Origin of the sequence: Listeria sp. LM90SB2 (genome assembly GCF_028867355.1) — a bacterium.
GTDB classification, from domain to species: Bacteria; Bacillota; Bacilli; order Lactobacillales; family Listeriaceae; genus Listeria; species Listeria monocytogenes_B.
In genome coordinates, this window is sequence record NZ_CP046449.1 from 2,780,022 (window position 1) to 2,802,624 (window position 22,603).

Annotated in this window: 19 protein-coding genes and 1 other annotated feature; of the genes, 8 read left to right on the top strand and 11 right to left on the bottom strand. The window is 39.8% G+C overall.

Annotated elements, in window-relative coordinates; translation table 11 throughout:
• Nucleotides 1–36: 36 nt before the first annotated feature.
• The 3 genes from GL301_RS13840 to GL301_RS13850 are packed head-to-tail and all read left to right on the top strand — an operon-like array spanning nucleotide 37 to nucleotide 5,499.
• Nucleotides 37–2,685 (top strand): glycoside hydrolase family 38 N-terminal domain-containing protein, encoded by a 2,649-nt coding sequence (locus GL301_RS13840; RefSeq protein WP_021496591.1) that lies wholly within the window; start codon nucleotides 37–39, stop codon nucleotides 2,683–2,685.
• Between the two features lies 1 nt (nucleotide 2,686).
• Nucleotides 2,687–4,369 (top strand): sugar phosphorylase, encoded by a 1,683-nt coding sequence (locus GL301_RS13845; protein ID WP_070298309.1) that lies wholly within the window; start codon nucleotides 2,687–2,689, stop codon nucleotides 4,367–4,369.
• Complete coding sequence (locus GL301_RS13850) at nucleotides 4,366–5,499, top strand: glycerate kinase (RefSeq protein ID WP_070286748.1); 1,134 nt, start codon at nucleotides 4,366–4,368, stop codon at nucleotides 5,497–5,499. Before GL301_RS13845 ends, GL301_RS13850 begins: the two co-directional genes overlap by 4 nt.
• A gap of 4 nt (nucleotides 5,500–5,503) precedes the next feature.
• On the opposite strand, the gene GL301_RS13855 is transcribed toward GL301_RS13850, so the two are convergent.
• From GL301_RS13855 to GL301_RS13890, 8 genes are all read right to left on the bottom strand, one after another.
• On the bottom strand, nucleotides 5,504–6,460 hold the full coding sequence (locus GL301_RS13855; protein ID WP_003727642.1) for a LacI family DNA-binding transcriptional regulator: 957 nt from the start codon (nucleotides 6,458–6,460) through the stop codon (nucleotides 5,504–5,506).
• A gap of 67 nt (nucleotides 6,461–6,527) precedes the next feature.
• Nucleotides 6,528–7,862: a hemolysin family protein gene (locus GL301_RS13860; RefSeq protein WP_003725031.1), complete on the bottom strand. Its 1,335-nt coding sequence runs from the start codon at nucleotides 7,860–7,862 to the stop codon at nucleotides 6,528–6,530.
• 117 nt (nucleotides 7,863–7,979) lie between these two features.
• A complete protein-coding gene (locus GL301_RS13865; RefSeq protein ID WP_003725032.1) occupies nucleotides 7,980–8,669 on the bottom strand; it encodes an NAD-dependent protein deacylase in 690 nt (229 codons plus the stop codon).
• Nucleotides 8,662–8,952, bottom strand: coding sequence for a helix-hairpin-helix domain-containing protein (locus GL301_RS13870; RefSeq protein ID WP_003725033.1), 291 nt, complete (start codon nucleotides 8,950–8,952; stop codon nucleotides 8,662–8,664). Before GL301_RS13870 ends, GL301_RS13865 begins: the two co-directional genes overlap by 8 nt.
• A complete protein-coding gene (lde, locus tag GL301_RS13875; RefSeq protein ID WP_070298310.1) occupies nucleotides 8,942–10,150 on the bottom strand; it encodes a multidrug efflux MFS transporter Lde in 1,209 nt (402 codons plus the stop codon). Before lde ends, GL301_RS13870 begins: the two co-directional genes overlap by 11 nt.
• A gap of 116 nt (nucleotides 10,151–10,266) precedes the next feature.
• Nucleotides 10,267–10,614, bottom strand: a complete 348-nt coding sequence (locus tag GL301_RS13880; protein ID WP_070298311.1) for an SH3 domain-containing protein — start codon at nucleotides 10,612–10,614, stop codon at nucleotides 10,267–10,269.
• An 18-nt stretch (nucleotides 10,615–10,632) separates the two neighbouring features.
• Nucleotides 10,633–11,277 carry a fructose-6-phosphate aldolase gene (fsa, locus tag GL301_RS13885; protein ID WP_003725036.1) on the bottom strand — a complete coding sequence of 215 codons (645 nt, stop codon included), beginning with the start codon at nucleotides 11,275–11,277 and terminating at the stop codon, nucleotides 10,633–10,635.
• Nucleotides 11,278–11,417: 140 nt separating this feature from the next.
• On the bottom strand, nucleotides 11,418–12,107 hold the full coding sequence (locus GL301_RS13890) for a Crp/Fnr family transcriptional regulator (protein WP_003725037.1): 690 nt from the start codon (nucleotides 12,105–12,107) through the stop codon (nucleotides 11,418–11,420).
• 329 nt (nucleotides 12,108–12,436) lie between these two features.
• Here GL301_RS13890 and GL301_RS13895 point away from each other — a divergent pair, with 329 nt between their 5' ends.
• Nucleotides 12,437–14,164, top strand: coding sequence for an ABC transporter ATP-binding protein (locus GL301_RS13895; RefSeq protein ID WP_003725038.1), 1,728 nt, complete (start codon nucleotides 12,437–12,439; stop codon nucleotides 14,162–14,164).
• Nucleotides 14,165–14,217: 53 nt separating this feature from the next.
• Here the strand turns inward: GL301_RS13895 and GL301_RS13900 are convergent, their stop codons facing one another.
• From GL301_RS13900 to GL301_RS13910, 3 genes are all read right to left on the bottom strand, one after another.
• A complete protein-coding gene (locus GL301_RS13900) occupies nucleotides 14,218–14,469 on the bottom strand; it encodes a TfoX/Sxy family protein (RefSeq protein WP_003727637.1) in 252 nt (83 codons plus the stop codon).
• A gap of 19 nt (nucleotides 14,470–14,488) precedes the next feature.
• Nucleotides 14,489–15,772: a serine--tRNA ligase gene (gene serS, locus GL301_RS13905; protein WP_003725040.1), complete on the bottom strand. Its 1,284-nt coding sequence runs from the start codon at nucleotides 15,770–15,772 to the stop codon at nucleotides 14,489–14,491.
• 58 nt (nucleotides 15,773–15,830) lie between these two features.
• Nucleotides 15,831–16,053 (bottom strand) — a binding site (T-box leader).
• A gap of 52 nt (nucleotides 16,054–16,105) precedes the next feature.
• Nucleotides 16,106–16,525, bottom strand: coding sequence for a pyridoxamine 5'-phosphate oxidase family protein (locus tag GL301_RS13910; protein WP_003725041.1), 420 nt, complete (start codon nucleotides 16,523–16,525; stop codon nucleotides 16,106–16,108).
• 129 nt (nucleotides 16,526–16,654) lie between these two features.
• Between GL301_RS13910 and GL301_RS13915 the strand changes: the two genes are divergently transcribed.
• The 4 genes from GL301_RS13915 to GL301_RS13930 all read left to right on the top strand — a co-directional run bounded on the left by GL301_RS13915 (nucleotide 16,655) and on the right by GL301_RS13930 (nucleotide 22,585).
• On the top strand, nucleotides 16,655–17,227 hold the full coding sequence (locus tag GL301_RS13915) for an anthranilate synthase component II (RefSeq protein WP_003727636.1): 573 nt from the start codon (nucleotides 16,655–16,657) through the stop codon (nucleotides 17,225–17,227).
• Nucleotides 17,224–18,930 carry an aminodeoxychorismate synthase component I gene (gene pabB / locus GL301_RS13920; RefSeq protein WP_003725043.1) on the top strand — a complete coding sequence of 569 codons (1,707 nt, stop codon included), beginning with the start codon at nucleotides 17,224–17,226 and terminating at the stop codon, nucleotides 18,928–18,930. The genes GL301_RS13915 and pabB overlap by 4 nt, the downstream gene beginning before the upstream one ends.
• Nucleotides 18,931–19,091: 161 nt before the next feature.
• Entirely contained in the window at nucleotides 19,092–20,813 is a 1,722-nt protein-coding gene (locus GL301_RS13925) for an ABC transporter ATP-binding protein (protein ID WP_003725303.1), read from the top strand.
• Nucleotides 20,813–22,585 (top strand): ABC transporter ATP-binding protein, encoded by a 1,773-nt coding sequence (locus GL301_RS13930; RefSeq protein WP_003725304.1) that lies wholly within the window; start codon nucleotides 20,813–20,815, stop codon nucleotides 22,583–22,585. Before GL301_RS13925 ends, GL301_RS13930 begins: the two co-directional genes overlap by 1 nt.
• The last annotated feature ends 18 nt before the right edge of the window (nucleotides 22,586–22,603 follow it).

Sequence of the window (22,603 nt, forward strand, 5' to 3'; positions counted from 1 at the left end):
GTTAGTACCTGTCACTTAATTTGAGAGGTTTTTAAAATGAAAAAAAATAAAATTGTACATGTTGTCGCACATTCCCACTGGGATCACGAATGGTATTTCACCATGGAAGATTCCAATATCTTATTAATTGAGAATTTAGACTATCTTTTAAATGTTTTAGAAACAAAAGATTCCTTTGCAAGTTATTCCTTTGATGGTCAAATGTCTGTCATTGAGCGTTACTTAGATATTCGTCCAGAAAATAAAGCGCGCGTTGAAAAACTTATCCAAGATCGTCGTCTGTTCGTCGGTCCGTGGTATACACAAACCGATAGCTTGTTAGTTAAAACAGAAGCTGTGATTCGCAACTTACTTTATGGTTATAAAATGGGCGAAGAATTCGGCCATAGCATGAGTATCGGTTATTCCCCAGATATTTTTGGGCAACATGCTTATCTGCCAGCTATTTATAAATCATTTAATATGGAGCATAGCATTTTCCAGCGTGGTGTTTATAACGATCAAGTGCAAGATGACCTTAACTTCCACTGGACATCTCCAGACAACAAGTCCATCCCAACCAACAATATTTTCTTCGGTTATGGACCCGGCAAATTTTTAAGCAGTGAAAAAAGCTATGTAGAAACGCGTCTTCTGCCAATTTTAGATCGACTTGCTGAAATGAACACACATACAGATGTCCTTCTTTTACCAGCAGGCGGCGACCAAGTACTTGTGCGCGAAAACTTCCCAGAAATTGTCGCGGAATTGAACGAGATGGACTTAGGTTATACCTTCATTCTGTCCGATTACGAAGCATTTATGAATGATGCTTGGACTTCTACTTTCCCGAACGAAATCACTGGTGAACTGCTTGCTTGCCAAAAATCACGAATCCACCATACATGTCGTTCAGAACGCTACGATATTAAACGTCTTAATTACTTAGTAGAAAATAGATTAGTCAACATTCTAGAACCACTTGCAACAATGGCCAATAAATTCGGAATCAAATATCCTAAACCTTGGTTAGATATTATTTGGAAAAAATTATTTGATAGCCACGCTCATAACGGTATTGGTGCTTCAAATTCAGATGACGCAAACCATGACATCGTAGTTCGGCTAACTAGCGCACTTCGGATGACAGATGGCTTAATTAACCTTTTGAAAAAACAAATTACGAAGGCCGTTAGTCAGGAAATGGGCGACGAAAATATTGCGCTATTATTCAATACTAACCCAGTGGCAGAAGAAAGAACTGCAAAACTAACATTATTCACTCCTGAAAAATCATTCCAACTGTTCTCAGGTGATGCGGAAGTGACTTTCAGCGTTGTACATCAAGAAAAATTAGACGGTGGACGGAAGGTAATCGTAACTGCAAAAGGCGAAAAAGAAGTTGCTGTTCCTGATTATTATCGTACAGAAATCTACTTGAAAAGCGGCCTAATCCCTGCACTTGGTTACAAAACATTGCAAGTGAAAGCCGTTACTACAGAAATGGACCAATTAATCAGCATTTCCAAACAAACAATTGAAAATGAAAAAATCATTGTTCAATTCGAAAACGGGAAAATCAATCTTTTAAATAAAGAACAACAAAGCATTATAAATGACCTTATTCGCTTCGAAAATGTGGCTGACGCTGGGGATTCCTTTGACTTCTCACCACTTGAAGGCGACCAAGCCATCTATATCGAAACAAGCGAATTACTAACCGTTGAAAAAAATCATCTATATAGCAAAATGATGTTAAAACATACTGCTTTAGTTCCGAAAGATTTAGAAGCCCGCGCACAAAAAACAAGTACAGAAACATTTGAAATTTTAACAGAAATCGAACTTTTTGACGGTGAAGAATTCGTCCGTGTTCGCCATACTATTGACAATAAAGTAAAAGACCACCGCATTAGAGCATTGATTAAAACAAATGTAGCAGAACCTAAATATTCTTACGCAGACCAAGGTTATAGCCTCATGAAACGCAGCGTCATAAACCCTTACCTTGCAAATTGGCGCGAGGACAAATTCGTGGAAGCACCTGTGCCGATTTTCCCAGTGGAAAATATCGTCGCTGTTTCTGAAGAAGACGCAACACTTGCCTTGTTAGTTGGCGGTATCAAAGAATATGAAATCTTACCGAAAACTGCTGAAATCGCATTAACTCTTTTCAGAAGTAATGGTTTGCTTGGAAAAGATGATCTCATGTGGCGTCCAGGTCGTGCTTCCGGTATTAATAACAAAGTCGTTCCTACACCAGACGGTCAAATGCTCGCAGAAATGATTTTTGAATATGCTGTGTACGTACAACCTGAGAAACTAAATGAACAAACGCTCTACGCGCAATCTAACATTTTTGAAGGTCATACAGAAACCTATCACTTACAAAACCTAAATACATTTGAAGAGCGCCTAGAACGTTTTGAAGTAGATTATCCAATCGACCGTTTACCAGCTCAAAATTCTATCTTTGAATTAGATAACCCGAACGTATTCATGAGCACTTGCAAAAAATCGTGGGATGGCACTGGCACAATTATCCGCCTATTTAACCCATCAGACAAAGAAGAAACCGTTCGCTGGACAACCAACGCTTCCAGTTTTGAAGTTTCACTAGCGGAGGAAAAAATCGCAGAACTAAAAGAAAACACTATCTGTATTCCTAAAAAAGGATTTGCAACTATTTTGTTGGAAGGAGAATAATATGCAAACCGAACTGGTTAATCAAATAGAAGTAAAACTAAGAAAAATTTATCAAGCTGCATACCAACCCGCATACTTGGAAAAAATGCTCGCATGCGCCGAAAACTATTCTAATAATGCGCGTGGTTCGATTGATACTATTTCCGAAAAAAACGTCTATCTTATTGCCTATGGCGACAGCATTTTCGAAAAAAACAAGCATCCGTTACAAACATTGAATGAATTCCTACAAGAATATGCGCAAGATGTTATTACAGATGTCCACTTGCTGCCGATTTTCCCTAGTACGTCAGATGATGGCTTCTCTGTCACAGACTACAAGCAAATTGACGAACAGCTTGGCGACTGGGATGACGTTCAAAAAATGTCTGAGAACTTCCGAGTGATGCTTGATTTCGTAGCCAATCATATGTCGAAATCAAGTGATTGGTTTAAGCGATTCTCCGATAACGAAGCGCCGTACAATCAATTTTTCATCGAGAAGGACAGCCAATTTGATTATAAAAACGTCACACGTCCGCGGACTTCTCCGCTGTTCCACAAATACGAAAACGGTAAAGAACTTTGGACTACTTTTAGCGAAGATCAGTTAGACTTAAATGTCCGTAATATCGATTGCCTTGTAGCCTTAACAGATGTACTGCTTTTCTATGCATCCAAACAAGCGACAAGCATTCGACTTGATGCCATTGGATTTTTATGGAAAACTTCTGGCACTACTTGTATGCACCTGCCAGAAACCCATGAGATCATCACGCTTTGGCGTCTGCTGATTGATGAACTATATCCAAATCTGCAAATTATCACAGAAACAAACGTCCCTCATGAAGAAAACATTAGTTATTTTGGCGATGGTGAAAATGAAGCAAATATGGTTTATCAGTTCCCGCTTCCGCCACTTGTGCTCCATACCTTCACTTGCCATGATACAACGAAACTTTCGAAGTGGGCGAAATCCATTTCACAAGTTTCTAGCACAGCGACTTATTTTAACTTCTTAGCAAGTCATGACGGAATTGGTATGCGCCCTGCGACCGGAATTCTTTCCGACGAAGAAATCAATTCTCTCGTCCAAAAAGCGGTCCAAAACGGTGGCCAAGTTTCCTATAAAGACAACGCAGATGGCACGCAGTCGGTATACGAACTTAATATTAACTACGGTGAAGCCCTGCAAAACCTGGGCGAAGACACAACCGAAGAACTCGTAACGAAAAAAATTATCGCTGCCCATAGTATTTTGCTAACACTTCAAGGCGTCCCAGCGATTTACTATCATTCCCTTCTAGGTTCTAAAAACGACCTTGTTGGTTACGAAGAATCCGGTATTAATCGCCGCATCAATCGTGAAAAACTGGAAAAAAATCAATTGGTTCATGAACTTGAAACAGACACTTATCGCCAAACCATTTTCTCATCACTGAAAAAATTGGTGCAAATCAGACGAAACCACACCGCTTTTTCACCATTTGCAACCCAAGAAATTTTAGATTTAGGACCAGATGTTTTTGCGATAAAACGGGAATCTGAGGAAGAATGTATTTACGGAATTATCAACGTCACTTCTCATAATATCCGCAAAACGCTCGCTTTCTCTGGCACGAATCTATTAACCAATCAACCCGTTACGAGTGAACTTGAATTAACTGCATATGAGGTTGTTTGGATTAAGAAGGCGGTCCAATGAAAATCGTCATCGCACCTGATTCATTCAAAGAGAGCGCCACTGCTGTTGAAGTAGCAAATGCTATAAAAAAAGGCTGGACTAAAGCACGTCCAGCCGATCAAATTAGCCTTGCCCCTGTTTCTGACGGGGGTGAGGGTTTTCTTACTGTTTTAAGTGAGTCTTCCGAGGTGGAATTGTTTCAAGCAGAAGTAACCAACCTAAATGGTCACAAAATAACGGCCTCCTACGGTATTCTCGCTAGCCAAGAAACTGCAATTATCGAGTCCGCTAACACGATTGGATTAGATTTAATCCCAGCCGTAGACCGCAATCCAGCTTACGCGAGCTCTAAAGGCGTCGGTGAACTTATTTTGGCGGCACTGAATCACAACGTCAAAAAAATCATTATCGGCCTTGGTGGAAGTGGCACAAACGATGGCGGCGCTGGGCTAATCCAAGCTTTGGGCGTTGCACTACTTGATAAAAACAAACAGCCTATTCCGCGCGGTGGCATTCATTTGCAAGAACTAGCCTACATTGATGCCAGCAACCTTAATCCAAAGCTGAAAAACATTCAATTCCAAATAGCCTGCGACGTCACGAATCCACTTCTTGGAGAAAACGGCGCTACCTTCGTTTTCGGTGCTCAAAAAGGCGCAACTCCCGAAATGCTCGTTCAACTAGAGCGCGCCATGCAGAACTACGGAGCAAAACTCGATCAATTTTCATCTCAAAAAATCACTACAAAAAAAGGAGCCGGAGCCGCTGGTGGTATCGCTGCCGGACTAATGACTTTCCTAAATGCAGACGTGTTAAGCGGTTCAGCTCTAGTTATGGAACTTTCTAATATGAAGGATAAAATGAAAGATGCGGATATCGTTATTGTTGGTGAAGGACGAATGGACAAGCAATCGATGATGGGGAAAATCCCTGTTCAAATTGCTCAAGAAGCTAAAAAACAAGGTTGTTTCGTCCTAGCAATCGTCGGTAGCCTTGCACTCGAAAACAATATCGCCCAACAACACGGTATCGATGCGTTTTTCCCAAACATCCCAGAAATAACAGATTTACCCACTCTTTTCGAAAATACAACAAAGAACCTCGAACGCACGGCGGAAAACATTGCCAAACTAACTTTAATTGGCAAATAATTTTTTAAACTGTTTTCCTTCTAATCAATTCATGCTCCACTTTAATTCTTTGCAATTTACCTTGTTCAAAAATAGTAAAAGCATTTTCTCCCAATTTTTTTAGGTTATGATCAAGCGTTGTGATTTCTAAAACCTTACCAATTGGGAGATTTTCTTGCCCTAAAATAGCGACATCTTCCGGAACACGCAAGCCGAGTTTTTTCACGTGATACATAACCCCTGCCGCAACCTCGTCACCATTCGCATAAATCGCATCAGGCCAGTCTTTCCCCTCTGCAAAAAAATGCTCCCCAGCCTTCAAACCATCTTCAAGCGTATAACATTCACTTAGAAACCGATTATCACCCACTGAACCAAAAACTTGCTCATAAGCATTGATTTTTCCATATGTACTCGTACTTTCACGCGATGCTCTCCCCGCTGTAAAAGCCACTTTTTTATAACCTTCATCTTCCAAAAACTGAAATCCAGCCCGGTATGCTTTCACGCGGTCAATATAAGAGCACGATACCTCTTTTGATTCCACATACTCGCACGCAATAATCGGTCCATACGCTAGGTACGGCAAAATCACGTCCCAATTATTGGCACGCGAAGTAATAATCAGGCCATCCACCTGTTTCGTTTTAAGACGCATCAAGTACTTTTCTTCTTCTTTCGGATCATATCCTGTTGGAAAAAGCGTCACCGAATAACGGTTTTTAAAAGCTACTTCCAAAATACCATTTACAATTTTGTCAAACCACGGGTGATCATTATAAGGTATAATCACGCCAACCGTATTTGTTTTCCCACGCGCTAAATCCATGGCGCTACGGTTAGGAGAATAATCTAATTCATCAATAACAGCTTGCACACGGGCTCTTTTCTCCTCCGCAACATACGGATGATTATTGAGCACACGTGATACTGTCGTCACTGAAACTCCCGCTAATTTGGCTATTTCTTTAATATTTGGCATTTTAAAAACCTCATTCCTAAGAAAAAAGTGCGGACAGATTTCTCATACCGCACTCCTATTTTTATCATTAAGCCATCTGTTCAAGTTCGCTTGTTTGGATGTCTTTTTCGACACGAACCGAAACCAGTCTGGCATCATTCATTTCTTCTACTGTAAATCGAAGTGTACCGTATTCTACTACTACTTTATCATCTTCTTCTGGAATTGTCCCAGTTAAAGTAAGCACAAATCCAGCCACAGTATCTACGCCACGTGATGGAAGTTCCACGTGAAACATTTCATTGAAATCATCAAGCGGCATGCGACCTTCTACGATAAATGTCGTCTCATCAATTTTCTTCACTTCATCCGAAAACACATCATTTTCATCGTCAATCTCGCCAACAATTTCTTCTAATAAATCTTCTACAGTGACAATACCAGCAACACCACCGTATTCATCCATTAAAATAGCCATTTGATTTCTAGTTCTTTGCATATTTTTAAGTAGATCGTCAATAAACATCGTCTCTTGCGCAAAATACGCGTCTTTAACGAGCGCCTTCACATCAATGTTTTCAAAACCTGACTTTCTCGCTTCCGCAAAAAAATCTTTCATATGCAGAATACCTAGCACCGAGTCCTGATCGCCTGTAAAAACGGGAACCCTTGAAAAATTCTCACTTAATAATGCGTCACAAAGTTCTTCCGACTCTGTTTCGGCATCAATCATAAACGCATCTGTTCGTGGCACCATAACTTCACGCGCATATTTATTATCCATTTCAAATACACCACGAAGCATTTGTAATTCTTCTACCTCAATTACACCGTCACGTCGACCGGTTTCAATCAGTAGCTGCATTTCCTCTCGCGTCATTTTTTCATTATCCGTATTTTTCTCCATTCTCGTTAATTTCACAAGAATATCGGTTGAAAAAGACAGGAATTTCACGAACGGACGAAGCACAACACCAACTGCCATGATTGGTCGTACAGAAACACGGGCAATTTTTTCTGATTTTTGAAGTGCTAAACGTTTTGGATAAAGTTCACCGAAAACTAACGTGATATATGATAACACAATAGTTACGACGATAATGGATAACTCTTTCGCAAAACTACTTCCTCCAAAAACAGATTCAAGTCTAGTCGCAATACTAGTGGCAGCTGACGCACTGGAGAAGAATCCCGCAAGCGTAATACCAACTTGAATAGTAGCTAGAAATTTACTTGGATCATCTACGAGTTTAGCTAGCATAACCGCTTTTTTATCACCGGTTTCTGCCTGGCTTTTTACACGATTTTTGTTCAGTGATACAAGGGCCATCTCTGCTGAGGCAAAGAATGCGTTGAGCATCGTCAACACCACAATAAGAATTAACTGCAAGATAATCTGCTGACTCTCGGGGTCAGGGTTCATATGGAACTCTCCACTCCTTATTTTCATCAAGAAAACGACCATGCATTTTCTCTAAATATTCCGGACAATTTGCCGGTTAAGAAAATTTTATCACGCCACCCCTATTACTGCAAGGTTTCAAATCTCCGCGAAAACTTTCACAGCGTCACTTTCCATCATTTCAAATGGATAAGGAAGCGAAATCTGTTCTTTATTTACAGCAAAAATCCGCGCTTTTTTATTTCGATAATCCGTTAAATTACAAAACGGACTCACGCGAAAAGATGTCCCTACTATCACTATCAAATCCGCTTGTCTTATAGCTGCAAGAGATTGGTCTATCGCACTCTCTGGAATCGCTTCTTCATAAAGCACCACATCCGGACGAATGACGCCACCACAACCCGAATGGATATCCGATTTCAAGTACTCCTCAGCGGTAACAGACATTCCGCATTTTTGGCAATAACAATGATATAAACTACCGTGAAAATTTACGACTTTTTTTGAACCTGCTTTTTCATGCAAACCATCAATATTTTGCGTAATAATCGTGACATCTTTTTCCGCTTCGATTTCAGCCATTTTTGTATGAATCGCATTTGGCTCTGCATCCGGATAGTACATGTTTTCTGTAACAAATTGATAAAACTTCTCCGGTTCACGCACAAGACACGTATGGCTCAACATATATTCCGGGCTACTCATCCCAGCATATAAGCCGTTTTTCGAGCGATAATCCGGAATTCCAGAAGGGACAGAAACACCCGCCCCAGTTAGAAAAACGATGTGTTCAGCTTTTTTGAGTGCTTCATTCAACTTATTCATTCTTTAAATTCCTTTCATTTATATGTTGTTTATCTTTCCAGTTCCACCATTTTCGCAAATCAACATCTTGCTCCGCTTCATCCGTTTCCGCAACATAGACTGCGCAGCGATACGTATAAAGTACACACGGATCCATTCTCTCGCCTCGCTTATCGCAAGTATCCTCATATAATTCAAGCGGATTCTTCCCTTTTAAATCAGCAACCTCTTCAACCCCAATTTCATTTAACATTAACACCATTTTTTTACCTATTCCTGGTAATTTTATTAGTTCAGTTGGCATGATTTCCCTTCTCTCCGTGCATTTTTCGGTTGAAATAAAAACTGATTAGTACATTGATAAAAATAAAGCCTGCAACTACGAGGAAGACATCTCCGTAACCAAAATGGGCGGCAACACTTGACCCAACAAGCGGTCCGATAACATTCCCAATGTATTGAAACGATTGATTATAACCAAAAATCCGACCTGAAACCTCGCGCGGTGTATTTTTTGTAAGCAATGATTGAACCGCTGGAAGCAAGGCGCCGTCTGTAAGCCCTAATAAGAAACGTAAAATCCCTAGTTGTAATGGGTTTTGTGCGAAAGCCATTGGAATTTGGAGTAACATTGAACCTATGAGCGCACCTAACAATATTCGCTCCGAACCAATTCGGTCTCCCCATCTCCCAAGTCTCGGTGCCGCAATAAGCGCCGCAACCCCTGGAACAGATGCAATCATCCCACTAATAAAAGCGATGTTTTGCGCATTTCCTGCCAAATCACGCACGTATAATGTCAAAATCGGGTTCACTGAGTTGGACGCAATTTGAATCATCATTGTCGTAATAAATAAGGAAATAATCAAGCCCGGGTTTTTAAGCGATAAGAAAACTTCTTTCCCTGACCGCATTTCCTTTTTTTCTACTGGTGTAAATTTCTCTTTTACGAAGAACAGTGTGAGGAAAAAGCTACCTAAAAGAAGTGCTCCTGTGATGTAAAACACTGGTCTGACGCCAAATGTATCCGACAACGCTCCGCCAATTAACGGGCCAATTAGCACACCCGAAACCGCCGCCGTAGATAATGCCCCAAGAGCCCAGCCGCTACGATGACGAGGAACTTGTGTAGCAATAAGGGCATTTGCTGTTGAAATATATCCTGAAAAAATCCCCATTAATAAGCGCAAACCAACAAATTGGTATACATTGCTTACGAGTCCCATCAGAATCATCGCTATCGCCATACCTAGCGCAGCTCGCAAAAGCATAATTCTCCGCCCTTTTTGGTCAGCTAGTTTACCCCAAATTGGTGACATAATAGCTGATACTAAAAAGGTCGAACTGAGTGCAATCCCTGACCACATGCTTACTTGACCCGGATTATGCACTCCTAATTCTTCAATATACAATGGTAAAAATGGCATGATTAAATTTAATCCGGTTCCGGTTAGAAAGCACCCCACCCAGACAACATACAAATTCTTCTTCCAATTTTCCATAAACCCACCTAGATTCTTCTATCGTTATCCTTAATTATTCCACAAAAAAAGCGAAAGTAAAACTAAACCCTTCGCTTTTTTGCTATATTTGCGTAAAATGTTTCACGTGGAACATTTTATGCTTCTAAATTTCCTCGTGGTACCCAACCAGCTTCATTCTCTTCTGTTACGCACCAAACCCAACCATTAAGTTCACGATTACTTTCTAATTTATCGCCTGGTTTAACATTTAATTCGCGCGCAGAGTAGTCTTCTGATACGGTTCCACTCTTTCCATCATTACTCAATTGAATAATTTGTTTAGGAACCCAGCCTTCTTTTCCGGTTGACTTCACTTTACAAAAAATCCAGCCTGGATATTCTGTATCTTCTTCAAACACCCAAATAGACTCATTTTTATTCACAAAAAGGGGATTTGGATATTGACTAACATGTTCTTTTTTCACGACAAATGTTTGATTCATAGTTAGAAACCTACCTTTTTATTTTTTCGCCGCTTCCCAATCTGCAAGAAATTTGTCAATCCCACTGTCGGTCAACGGATGTTTTAGCATTTGTTCGAACACTTTAAATGGCACCGTAGCAATGTCAGCTCCGGCTTTGGCACATTCAATAACGTGGATTGGGTGTCGCACACTTGCTGAAATAATTTCTGTTGGAATCCCGTGAATCTCGAAAATATCCGCAATGTCACGAATTAGAACTAAGCCATCGTCGCCTATATCATCTAATCGACCTAAAAACGGTGATACGTATGTTGCGCCAGCTCGTGCTGCAAGCAAGGCCTGTGTGGCAGAAAACACAAGTGTTACATTGGTTTTAATGCCTTCTTCTGTCAACACTTTTACAGCTGCCAAACCTTCGCCTGTCATCGGTATCTTTACAACCATATTCGGATGGATTTTTGCAATAACTCGACCTTCCGCAATCATCTCATCTGCTTCTAAACTTACTACTTCGCCACTAATCGGTCCGTCAACAATGGATGTGATTTCTTGAATGACCTCATTAAAATCGCGACCTTCTTTTGCAACAAGTGATGGATTTGTCGTGACTCCGGCAATGAATCCCATTCTGTTAGCCTTTTTAATCTCTTCTACGTTCGCTGTATCGATAAAAAATCTCATTAAAACATCCTCCTTTTCTATCAAGCGCTTTCAATTACAGAGCCATTATAACGCAAAAATTTAAATAATGCTTTTGAAGTGCTTTTCCACAAAAAAAAGAATGCCACTGAGCATTCCAAAAAGTTTCACGTGAAACAAAATTATAATCGAGTTTTGTCCATCACTAGGAGAGGCTTTGGTCTATTTCTAATTATATCCTCTTTAATTAAATGCATGACTGTATGAGCCACGTATTCTCGTGATGTATTTGTGTATCTTGCAAGTACTTCTTGCGTGATTTCTCTTGGTAGCAATATCCCGTTATCAGAAAACGTTCCTAAAGTTTGAGCGCATTTGAGAATGGCTTTGCGGATTCGTTCTTCCTTTTTCAAGAAGCTTAGTTTTGCAAATGTATGGGCTTCACGTAATTCTTCTGCCATCACTTTAATCATAAAAAAGTTGTTCTCATCTTTTTTGTCGAAAATAGAGAACAAGAAATTGCTATCTACTTCCATAACTTCTCCGTGACCTAAGCTCTGCATCGAAACATGCGGACTCCATTCATCGTAAAAAAGATGATATAGTCCAAAACTATCTCCTTTTTGCAAGAAACGAACAATGCTTTCTTTATAGCTTTCTTCTTCCATTTCTGCATCTTCCTCTACAATCATCCCGTATATGCCGCTTAGAACAAAATATACTTTTGTTCCAGCCGGACTTAAACTTTCTAGAACCTCACCTTTCTTGGTGCTGATAACCGAGCAGTAGTCTTTGTAACTTGGATGTTCAAAGCACAACTCCATTAATTTGCTAACCGTTAGATTGGATTCAAGCTCTTTTAAGAATAGCATATTCTCTCCTTTGCTATATTATATTGAAGAAACTCTTCGTAATTATATCATAAAGGCTGTATTCAAAATCCTATTCACAGTCAGTCATAAAAAGCTAAAAACCTAATTAAAGATAAATATATTACAACTTTTTATAAAATACTTAATTTATATCTCGTTTTTCGTTAGTGTTTTATCCTAAATTCGAACTTTTTGTTACTTTTATTAAATATTTAAAGTCAGATAATAATTCAATAACTACCACTTTAGACTGGTTTATTTTTAGATAAATTGATTATACTTAAAAAGTAAGTAATTTATGGATGGGTAACTCAGGAAGGGTGAAATGAATGGATCAGAAAAAATATAGTTGGCGAAAATTTTTCCAATTACTTATTAGCGCAAAACCTGCGAATTGGATAATTTTCTGCGCTTTATTTGCCAGTGTGATAACTACAGTTGCCGGCCTTGTTGTGCCACTTTTTACAAAGAACTTAATTGATGGCTTTTCAATAGCTTCACTCGATGTAAAAATGATTGCTTTAATTGTGTTGGCATTTGTTTTACAAGCTATAACGAATGGCTTCTCGATTTTCTTACTTAACTACATGGGTCAGAAAGTCGTTGCAACGATTCGCGAACGTTTATGGAAGAAAATTGTGCATTTACCGGTTTCTTACTTTGATAATACAAAGACTGGGGAAATGGTAAGTCGCATGGTAAATGATACAGTGGTAGTGAAGGAGCTGATTGCCGACCATTTTCCGCAATTTGTAACGGGGATAATTTCTGTTGTCGGGGCGATTATTATTTTGTTCTTCATGGACTGGAAAATGACACTCATTATTTTAGTGGCCGTTCCGATTACTGCGCTAGTTGTTGCACCACTTGGTCAGAAAATGTTTAAAATATCTAAAGGTCTTCAAAATGAAACGGCTGACTTCACTGGTTCCATTAGCCAAACGCTATCAGAAGCTAGGCTCGTAAAGGCTTCGAATGCGGAAACACTAGAAACCGAAGCTGGCCATCAAGGAATTAATCGCCTATTTGGCTTTGGTATTCGTGAGGCGAAAGTTGTTGCTGTGCTTGGACCGCTAATTTTCTTTGTTGTCATGGGGGTTATCGTTGGCATCATCGGTTACGGTGGGATTCGTGTTTCAGCTGGAACGATGACTACTGGTACCCTCATCGCCTTTTTGCTCTATCTGTTCCAAATTATCGTTCCTGTCACTTCTTTCGCAACATTCTTCGCCCAACTTCAAAAAGCAAAAGGCGCAACAGAACGAATTGCGGATATTTTGAATGAAACAGAAGAAGATTTCGACGCTGGTAAAAAAGTAGATGTGAGCGGAAAAACCATTCGCGCGTCTGATATTTCCTTCTCCTATAATGAAGGTGAGCCTATTCTAAAACATGTTTCTTTTGATACAAAACCCGGAGAAGTTATCGCATTCGCTGGTCCAAGCGGTGGAGGTAAATCAACCTTATTTGCGATTTTAGAGCGTTTTTATCAACCGAAAACGGGAGAAATTTTAGTAGGCGATATTCCCCTTTCCGAGATTTCGATCAATTCCTGGCGAACACAAATTGGTTATGTCTCCCAAGAAAGTGCGATGCTTTCTGGTACAATTCGCGATAATCTTTGTTATGGTTTGGACCGAGAAATTACGGAAGATGAGCTATGGAATGTAGCAAAACTAGCTTATGCTGACGGCTTTATTTCCGAACTTCCTGACAAAATGGCAACCGAAGTCGGCGAACGTGGCGTGAAGCTCTCAGGTGGTCAAAGACAGCGAATTGCCATTGCTCGAGCATTCTTGCGTAATCCTAATATCCTTATGTTAGATGAGGCTACAGCTAGTTTAGATAGCCAATCCGAGCAAATCGTTCAACAAGCTTTGGCAAACTTAATGGAAGGTCGAACTACTTTTGTTATCGCTCATCGCCTTTCTACTATCGTCAATGCCGACCAAATTCTCTTTATTGAACACGGGGAAATAACTGGTCGTGGCACACATAGTGAATTAGTTGCTTCCCATCCACTTTACGCTTCCTTTGCAGAACAACAATTAAAATAACTATTTCCCGGGAAATAAAAAAACGACGATGCGAATATGCATCGTCGCTTTTTCTATAAGGATTGATGAAACTTTTTGAGTTCGATTTTCTTTGCTTCGTCTAAACCATGCCACCTGATGCCTTGAACGGCTCCCTCAAGCGCATATAGTTCACTTAGACAAACGCTTGAATCATTTTCCCAAATACGTAAAAAGGCTTCTTTGCTTCCAACATCTTTTAGCTCGCCGGGAGTTTTTATTCCCGCTTTGATTAAATCCTGCTCCAGTACTTTGCCAATGTTTGGTAATTCGCTAAGGTTCGCCATTACAGTTCCTTCTTCCATATTATTTTGGTAATTCTATTTTCTCGATACCGCCCATGTAGCCTTGCAATACTTTCGGAATGCGTACAGAACCATCTGCATCTTGGTAGTTTTCCAAAATAGCAGCGACTGTACGACCTAGTGCTAACCCGGAACCATTTAATGTATGCACGTATTCCGGTTTGCTCCCTGGTTCACGGCGGAAACGAATGTTAGCGCGTCTTGCTTGGAAGCTTTCAAAATTACTGCAAGAAGAAATCTCACGGTAAGAATTATAGCTTGGAATCCAAACTTCTAAATCATATTTTTTAGCAGCAGTGAAGCCTAAATCAGCCGTACACATGCTTAATACGCGATATGGTAATTCTAGGCGACGCAATACTTCTTCTGCGTTTCCAGTTAATTTTTCAAGCGCCGCGTAGGAATCTTCTGGTTTAACAAATTGAACTAATTCCACTTTGTTAAATTGATGCTGGCGAATTAAGCCGCGCGTATCACGACCAGCAGATCCCGCTTCAGAACGGAAACATGCGCTAAATGCTGTATATTTTCTTGGTAAATCTTCTGCTTTTAAAATGTCTTCGCGGTGGTAGTTTGTTACTGGTACTTCCGCTGTTGGAATAAGGAAATAATCTTCTGCTTCAATTAAGAAAGCATCTTCTTCAAATTTCGGCAATTGACCAGTTCCAGTCATGCTCGCACGGTTCACCATGTACGGTGGTAACATTTCTTCATAGCCATGTTCATTCGAGTGCAAGTCCATCATAAAGTTAATTAGCGCCCGTTCCAGTCTTGCACCTAATTTTTTATAAAAGACAAAACGGCTACCAGTTACTTTCGCAGCATTTTCAAAATCAAGAATATCTAAGTCTGTTCCTAAGTCCCAGTGAGCTTTTGGTTCAAAATCAAATTCGCGTACTTCGCCCCACTTGCGAATTTCCACGTTATCGTCTTCCGATTCACCAACCGGAGTAGACTCATGCGGAATATTTGGAATCGACATTAAAATCATATCTAACTTCTCGTCGATTTCTCTTAGCTCGATGTCTAATGTTTTAATACGATCACCAACGACACGCATCTCTTCAATTTTAGCATCTGCGTCTTGTTTTTCGCGTTTTAATTTAGCGATTTCTTGAGACACTTCATTACGCTGACTTTTCAGCGCTTCTGTCTCCACGATTAGCGTACGGCGACGTTTATCTAACTCACCAAATTTCTCGAATTCACCAAGGTCTTCCCCGCGATTTTGTAATTTCTGCTTTACTTCATCAAAATTATTACGTAACAATTTAACATCTAACATGCTAACTCCTCCTTTATTTTTTCCATATAAAAACTCCCGTACTTTCCCGAATTAACAGGAAAGGGACGAGAGTTAACCGCGTTGCCACCCTTATTGGGACTTCAAAAAATCCCCAGCTTCATTTAGGTTTAACGGACCCAACCGGAATGATTTACTCGCAAAATTATGCTTTCCACCACTCACTCCAAGATGGATTCATAAGGAAACTTCACCAGTTCACACCACCCACTGGCTCTCTTTAGAAATTCTGCCTCATTACTACTTCTTGTCTTCGCTTTTCGTATTAATTTAAAGTTATTCTATCGCATATCTGCTTAAATTACAAGCAAATCTTTAACCGATTAAATCGAGCGTGTCTGGACCGTCATCATCAGAATTCAATATTCTAATTTGTTCAGGTACAATTTTTATAACGACAAAGGACGGTGAATCTTCGCCTTGGAACCATTCTTTAGAAATGTTTTCCCAAATGCGTTCTTTGATTGATTCATCTTCTTCAAGAGAAGCCAAACCATTAATTTCTAAAAACGCAGACCCTGGGCTTTCGTAACCAATTAAAACGGATACATGTGGGTTTCTACGTACTTCTTCTGTCTTTGGTAATTCTTTGCCAGACGGTGTGTAAAGGGTTAAACCATCGTGCAGAAACGTCATATATCTAGCATGAGGATAGTCTCCTTGTACGGATGTTAATACACCCACTTGATGTTGTTCCAAAATGGCAAGAATCTTATCTTCTAGTTCATTTTTCATCTCAAACACCTTCCTTTGGTTATTTAGTGTACCTTTCCACTCGGCTCCCGGCTTTAAACATTCGGGCTTGTTATCTCTCTAGCTATTTGCTATAAAAGAGTATAACCGTTTTAACTAGGGGGATTTAAAGTGATTTTAATCATCGACCATAATGATTCATTTACATATAATTTATACCAATATTTTTTAGAGCTTCAAGAGGAGGTACAGGTTGTTTCTGCTACTAATTTTTCGCTTGAAATATTTCAACAACTCGTTCCCGAAATGGTAGTTCTATCACCAGGGCCAGGTTCACCGGAAGACTTCCCTGTAAGTTTAGCTCTACTAGATAAAATTCAAGTTCCTATTCTCGGCATTTGCCTCGGTCATCAAATGATTGCTCATTTTTTCGGGGCAAAAGTGGTGCCGGCAAAAGTCCCGGTTCACGGAAAAACAAGTATCATTTCGCATACTGGGGAAGGGTTGTTTGCAGAGCTTGCACCAAAGTTCCAAGTAACGCGCTACCATTCTTTAGTTATTGATCCTGCCACAGTTCCCGCTAATTTAAAAGTAACCGCACTGACAGAAGACGGCGTTATAATGGGACTAGCTCACGTATCAAAACCGATTCACAGCGTCCAGTTCCACCCAGAAGCAATCCTATCTGAAAACGGACATGCAATACTTGAAAACTTTATACGATTAGGGAGAAATGTTAAATGAGCTTATTACGATTTGATTTTGAAGGCGACACAAAAATTTTTGAAAATCCACTGTATGAACTAGTTACGCATGATTTAGCAGAAGTTCTTCCTATAATGAAAGCAGCCGAAGAAGCCCAAAAATCAGGAAAATACGTCGCCGGTTTTGTCAGTTATGAGGCCGCGCCTGCTTTTCGAAGTAATTTAAAAACAAAAAAACCGAGCGGAAACATGCCCCTCGTCTGGTTTGGTGTATACGATAATTTTAACGATACAGCTACCGAAACACCAGATTCCTCGCCGCTCTCTTTTAAAATGAATACTAGTTTCCCTGAATACGCCGAGAAAATAGAGCAAATCAAAGCTGAAATTGCAGCTGGAAATACTTACCAAATAAACTACACCGTGCGACTTCAAAGTGATGTGCCAAACAGCTTTTCTTCTCAAGCGACTTATGAAACGTTACAGCAGATTGGAAAGGCGAATTACACCGCCCTACTTTCAACCAGTGACTTTGAGATTATCTCGGCTTCACCCGAGCTCTTTTTTAAATGGAAGGAAAATCTTCTAACGACACGCCCGATGAAAGGTACTATTCGCCGCGGAATAACGGAGCAAGCGGACTTAGAAGCACATGATTGGCTAAAAAACGATCCTAAAAACCGTGCAGAAAATGTGATGATTGTCGATTTACTACGGAACGACCTTGGGATGATTGCTGTACCCGGGAGTGTCAAGGTTCCTAAGTTAATGACGCTAGAACCTTACCCAACTGTTTGGCAAATGACTTCAACCGTTACAGCAGAAACACCTCCTGAGACTGATTTAACAGCTGTTTTTAAAGCACTCTTCCCATGTGGCTCAATAACTGGTGCGCCTAAAGCACGAACAATGGAAATTATTTCAGAACTAGAAGATTCTCCTCGTGGTGTTTACTGCGGAGCAATTGGCTTTTTAGAACCTAACGGAAATGCGATTTTCAATGTACCGATTCGTACTATTGCTATCGCAGACAACAAGGCAACTTATGGTGTTGGTGGCGGTATCGTCTGGGATTCGGAAGCCGCTAGCGAATTTTCCGAAATCCACGCAAAATCAGCTATTTTAGAAAAGACGACAAAATTTTCTTTAATTGAATGTTTGCGAATTGAAAATGGTGAGCTTTTCCGAACCGAATATCATTTAAAACGACTACAAACAAGCGCAGACTTTTTCGGTATTCCTTTTAATAGGGAAGAAACAGAGAAACTATGGACCAAAACTGCGCAAAAAAATACGACCGACACATACAAAATGCGCTTTTTATTACATCCTGATGGCGCACATGATCTAGAACTAACAAGAATTGATACAAAAAACAAGCGAATAACAGCGCAACTTGCTGATAAACCAGTCCCTTCGAATGATTTATTTCTCTATCATAAAACGACTCATCGAAAGGTCTATGAAAACTTAAAAAATACTCAAACCGAGGAAACACTACTTTGGAATGAACGGGGTGAACTGACAGAATTTATTAACGGGAATATAGTTCTAGGTATAAATGGCTGTTTTTTCACGCCACCAGTAACTTCAGGTCTTCTTTCAGGGACAATGAGAGCAGAACTATTAGCTAAAAATAAGATTTCCGAGAAAACACTAGCAAAAAAAGACCTTTTAGAAGCGGACTATGTGTGGTTAATTAATAGCGTAAGAGGATTTATAGAAGTAGAAATCAAACAATAAAAGAATAGAAATTTCACAATTTAAAAATGAAATAATTTGTCAAATTCGCCATATTTTCGCCACATTTATAATTTGTGAAAAAATTACTTGCAAATTTTCACAATCTATATTAGAATATGTGTTCGCACGTTTTTATTTCCGTTTTCCAAGGGAGGAAAATCATGAAAGTATTGTTTCACCATCTAAAAAAATACAAGCTACAAGCGACACTATCTACACTGTTTGTAGTAGTCATGGTTATCTCACAACTATGGCAACCAAAGTTACTTCAGCAAGTCCTAGACGCCATCATGAAAGATGATATGGATGAAATCTCATCCATCGGCGCACTTTTAATCGGTATTGCCGCAGTCGGCCTTATCGCCGGGATCCTAAACACAATACTTTCAGCCAAAGTCGCTCAAGGCGTCGGTGCAGATATTCGTGAATCTAGTTTCCGTAAAATCCAAACATTTTCATTCAGCAACATCGAAAAACTTTCGACAGGTAATCTAGTTGTTCGACAAACAAACGACATTACCCAAGTTCAAAACTTAGTGATGCTTTCACTACAATCGCTTACGAGAATTCCGATTATGTTCATCGGGGCTTTTATTTTAGCGATGTTTACTTTACCTGAATTATGGTGGGTAATTATTGTACTCGTTGTTCTTGTTGTTCTGATTGTTGTATTCACATTCGGGTCTATGGGTAAACATTTTGCCATTATTCAGAAGTTAATTGACCGAGTGAATTCTATTGCAAAAGAAAACCTTGCTGGCATGCGCGTAGTTAAATCTTTCGTGCAAGAAGATAATGAAATCAGTCGCTTTACAACTGTCAGTGACAAATTAACTCGCCACACAATCATCGTTGGAACGCTTTTCTCTGTAATGATTCCTGCATTTATGCTCGTTTCTAACTTAGCAATTGTTGTTTCTATTTTCTTTGTAGGCGATATGGCTGCAGATAATCCTGAAGTTATCGGAGCTATCGCATCATTCATGAACTACTTAATGCAAATTATGATGGCAATTATTATTGGTGGTATGCTGATGATGATGGCTTCTCGTGCGCTTATTTCTTTGAAGCGTATTACCGAAGTTCTGGAAACAGAACCAGATATTACTTACAATGAAAGCGCGCCAGAACAAGATTTAGAAGGTACAGTTGAATTCCGTAACGTTAGTTTCAAATACGACGGTGACGATACGCCTGCTCTGGAAGATATTTCATTCAAAGCAAGTGTTGGTGAGATGGTCGGTATTGTTGGTGCAACAGGTTCTGGTAAATCCACTCTTGCCCAACTAATCCCCCGACTTTACGACCCAACGGAAGGTGAAGTTATTATCGGCGGAACGAACCTAAAAGATATCAACAAAAAAACGCTTCGCAGCACTGTTTCCTTCGTGCTCCAACGCGCGATTCTTTTTTCCGGAACAATTGCAGACAATTTACGTCATGGTAAAAAAGACGCAACTGCAGAAGAAATGGAACACGCAAGTAAAATAGCACAAGCGAAAGAGTTTATCGACAAACAAGCAAAACTTTATGAAGCTCCTGTTTCCGAACGTGGAAACAACTTCTCCGGTGGACAAAAACAACGCCTTTCGATTACACGTGGCGTTATCGGTTCCCCGAAAGTCCTAATCCTCGATGACAGCACAAGCGCGCTTGATGCAAAATCCGAGAAATTAGTGAAAGAAGCGCTGAATAAAGAGCTAGACGACACAACGACTTTCATCATTGCACAAAAAATCTCTTCTGTTATTCAAGCAGATAAAATTCTCGTGTTAGATAAAGGTAAACTCGTTGGCGTCGGTTCCCATAAAGAACTTCTAAAAGAAAATGAAACTTACCGTGAAATTTACGACACTCAAAAAGGCAAGGAGGTAACCGCATAATGAAAGAGTTTAAACAAATTAGTCGCTTTTTCTGGCACTATCTGCGGGGGTATAAACCTCAACTTTTTGTCATTTTAATTGCTGTAGTTTTTGCGACATACCTTCAAGTAAAAGCACCACAATATATTGGTAACGCCGTTCAAGAACTTGGAGATTACGTTGTTAATTTAATGCAAACGGGTGTTGATGACAAGAGTGACTTCATCCATATCATTTGGATGCTGATTCTCTGCTACGTACTCCTCGCTGCTGCCACTTTTATCCAAAGTATCATTATGACAGGGGTAGCTGGTAAATCGACGAACAGAATGCGTATAGGACTTTTCCGCAAGATGGAAAAACTATCAATCCGTTTCTTCGATAGTCGCAATGATGGCGAAATGCTTAGTCGTTTCACTAGTGACTTAGATAATATTTCCAACACACTAAACCAAGCATTGATCCAAGTACTATCCAACGTCGCGCTAATGATTGGTGTTATCATCATGATGTTCCAACAAAACGTGGAACTAGCCTTCGTTACTCTAATATCTGCTCCATTTGCGATTATTATTGCGACAGTGATTATTCGAAAAGCCCGCAAATTCGTTGATATTCAACAAGATGAACTAGGCGTACTTAACGGCTACATTGACGAAAAAATCTCTGGTCAAAAAATTATTATCACAAATGGCTTAGAAGAAGAAACAATTGACGGCTTTGTTAAACAAAACAATATCGTTAAAAACGCAACTTACAAAGGTCAAGTTTACTCCGGTTTACTTTTCCCAATGATGCAAGGTATTTCCCTATTAAATACAGCTATTGTTATCTTCTTCGGTGGATGGTTAGCTCTAAACGGCGACCTTGAACGCACAGCCGCTCTTGGTTTAATCGTTATGTTCGTTCAATATTCACAACAATTCTATATGCCACTTACACAAATTTCGTCCCAGTACAGCTTGCTACAACTAGCAATCACTGGTGCGCGCCGTGTTAGTGAAGTATTTGCAGAGGAAGAAGAAGTAGAACGCGAAAACTTACAAACAATTGATGGTATTAATAAAGGTGTCAAACTAGATCACGTAGATTTTGCTTATGACCCTGCAAAACCAGTTCTAAAAGACGTTTCGATTGATGTAAGTAAAGGTAAAATGGTTGCTCTTGTCGGTCCAACTGGCTCTGGTAAAACAACTGTTATGAACCTTCTTAATCGCTTCTATAATGTCGATGGTGGCGCGATTCTCTTTGATGATATCGACATCCGCGATATTCGCCTAGATTCCCTTCGTAAACAAGTCGGTATCGTGCTACAAGATTCCGTGCTATTCACAGGAACCATTCGTGATAACATTGTTTTCGGTAAGCCGGAAGCAAGCGACGACGAAGTAATCAACGCTGCAAAACAAGCTAACATCCACGACTTCATTATGAACCTAGAAAAAGGTTATGAAACAGAAATCAGTGATGAAAACAATATTTTCAGCGTTGGTCAAAAGCAGCTTATGAGTATTGCGAGAACTATTATTACAAATCCGTCTCTTCTAATTCTAGATGAAGCGACAAGTAATGTAGATACCGTAACCGAAAGCCGCATCCAAAAAGCTATGGACAACGTAATCTCTGGCCGAACTAGCTTCGTCATTGCCCACCGTTTAAAAACCATCCTCGATGCCGACCATATCGTCGTGCTACATCAAGGTGAAGTGATTGAACAAGGTAACCATGATGAGCTGATGAAGGCGGAAGGATTTTATTCTGAGCTTTATCATAATCAGTTTGTTATTGAATAAATAATCACTCTTCCAAAG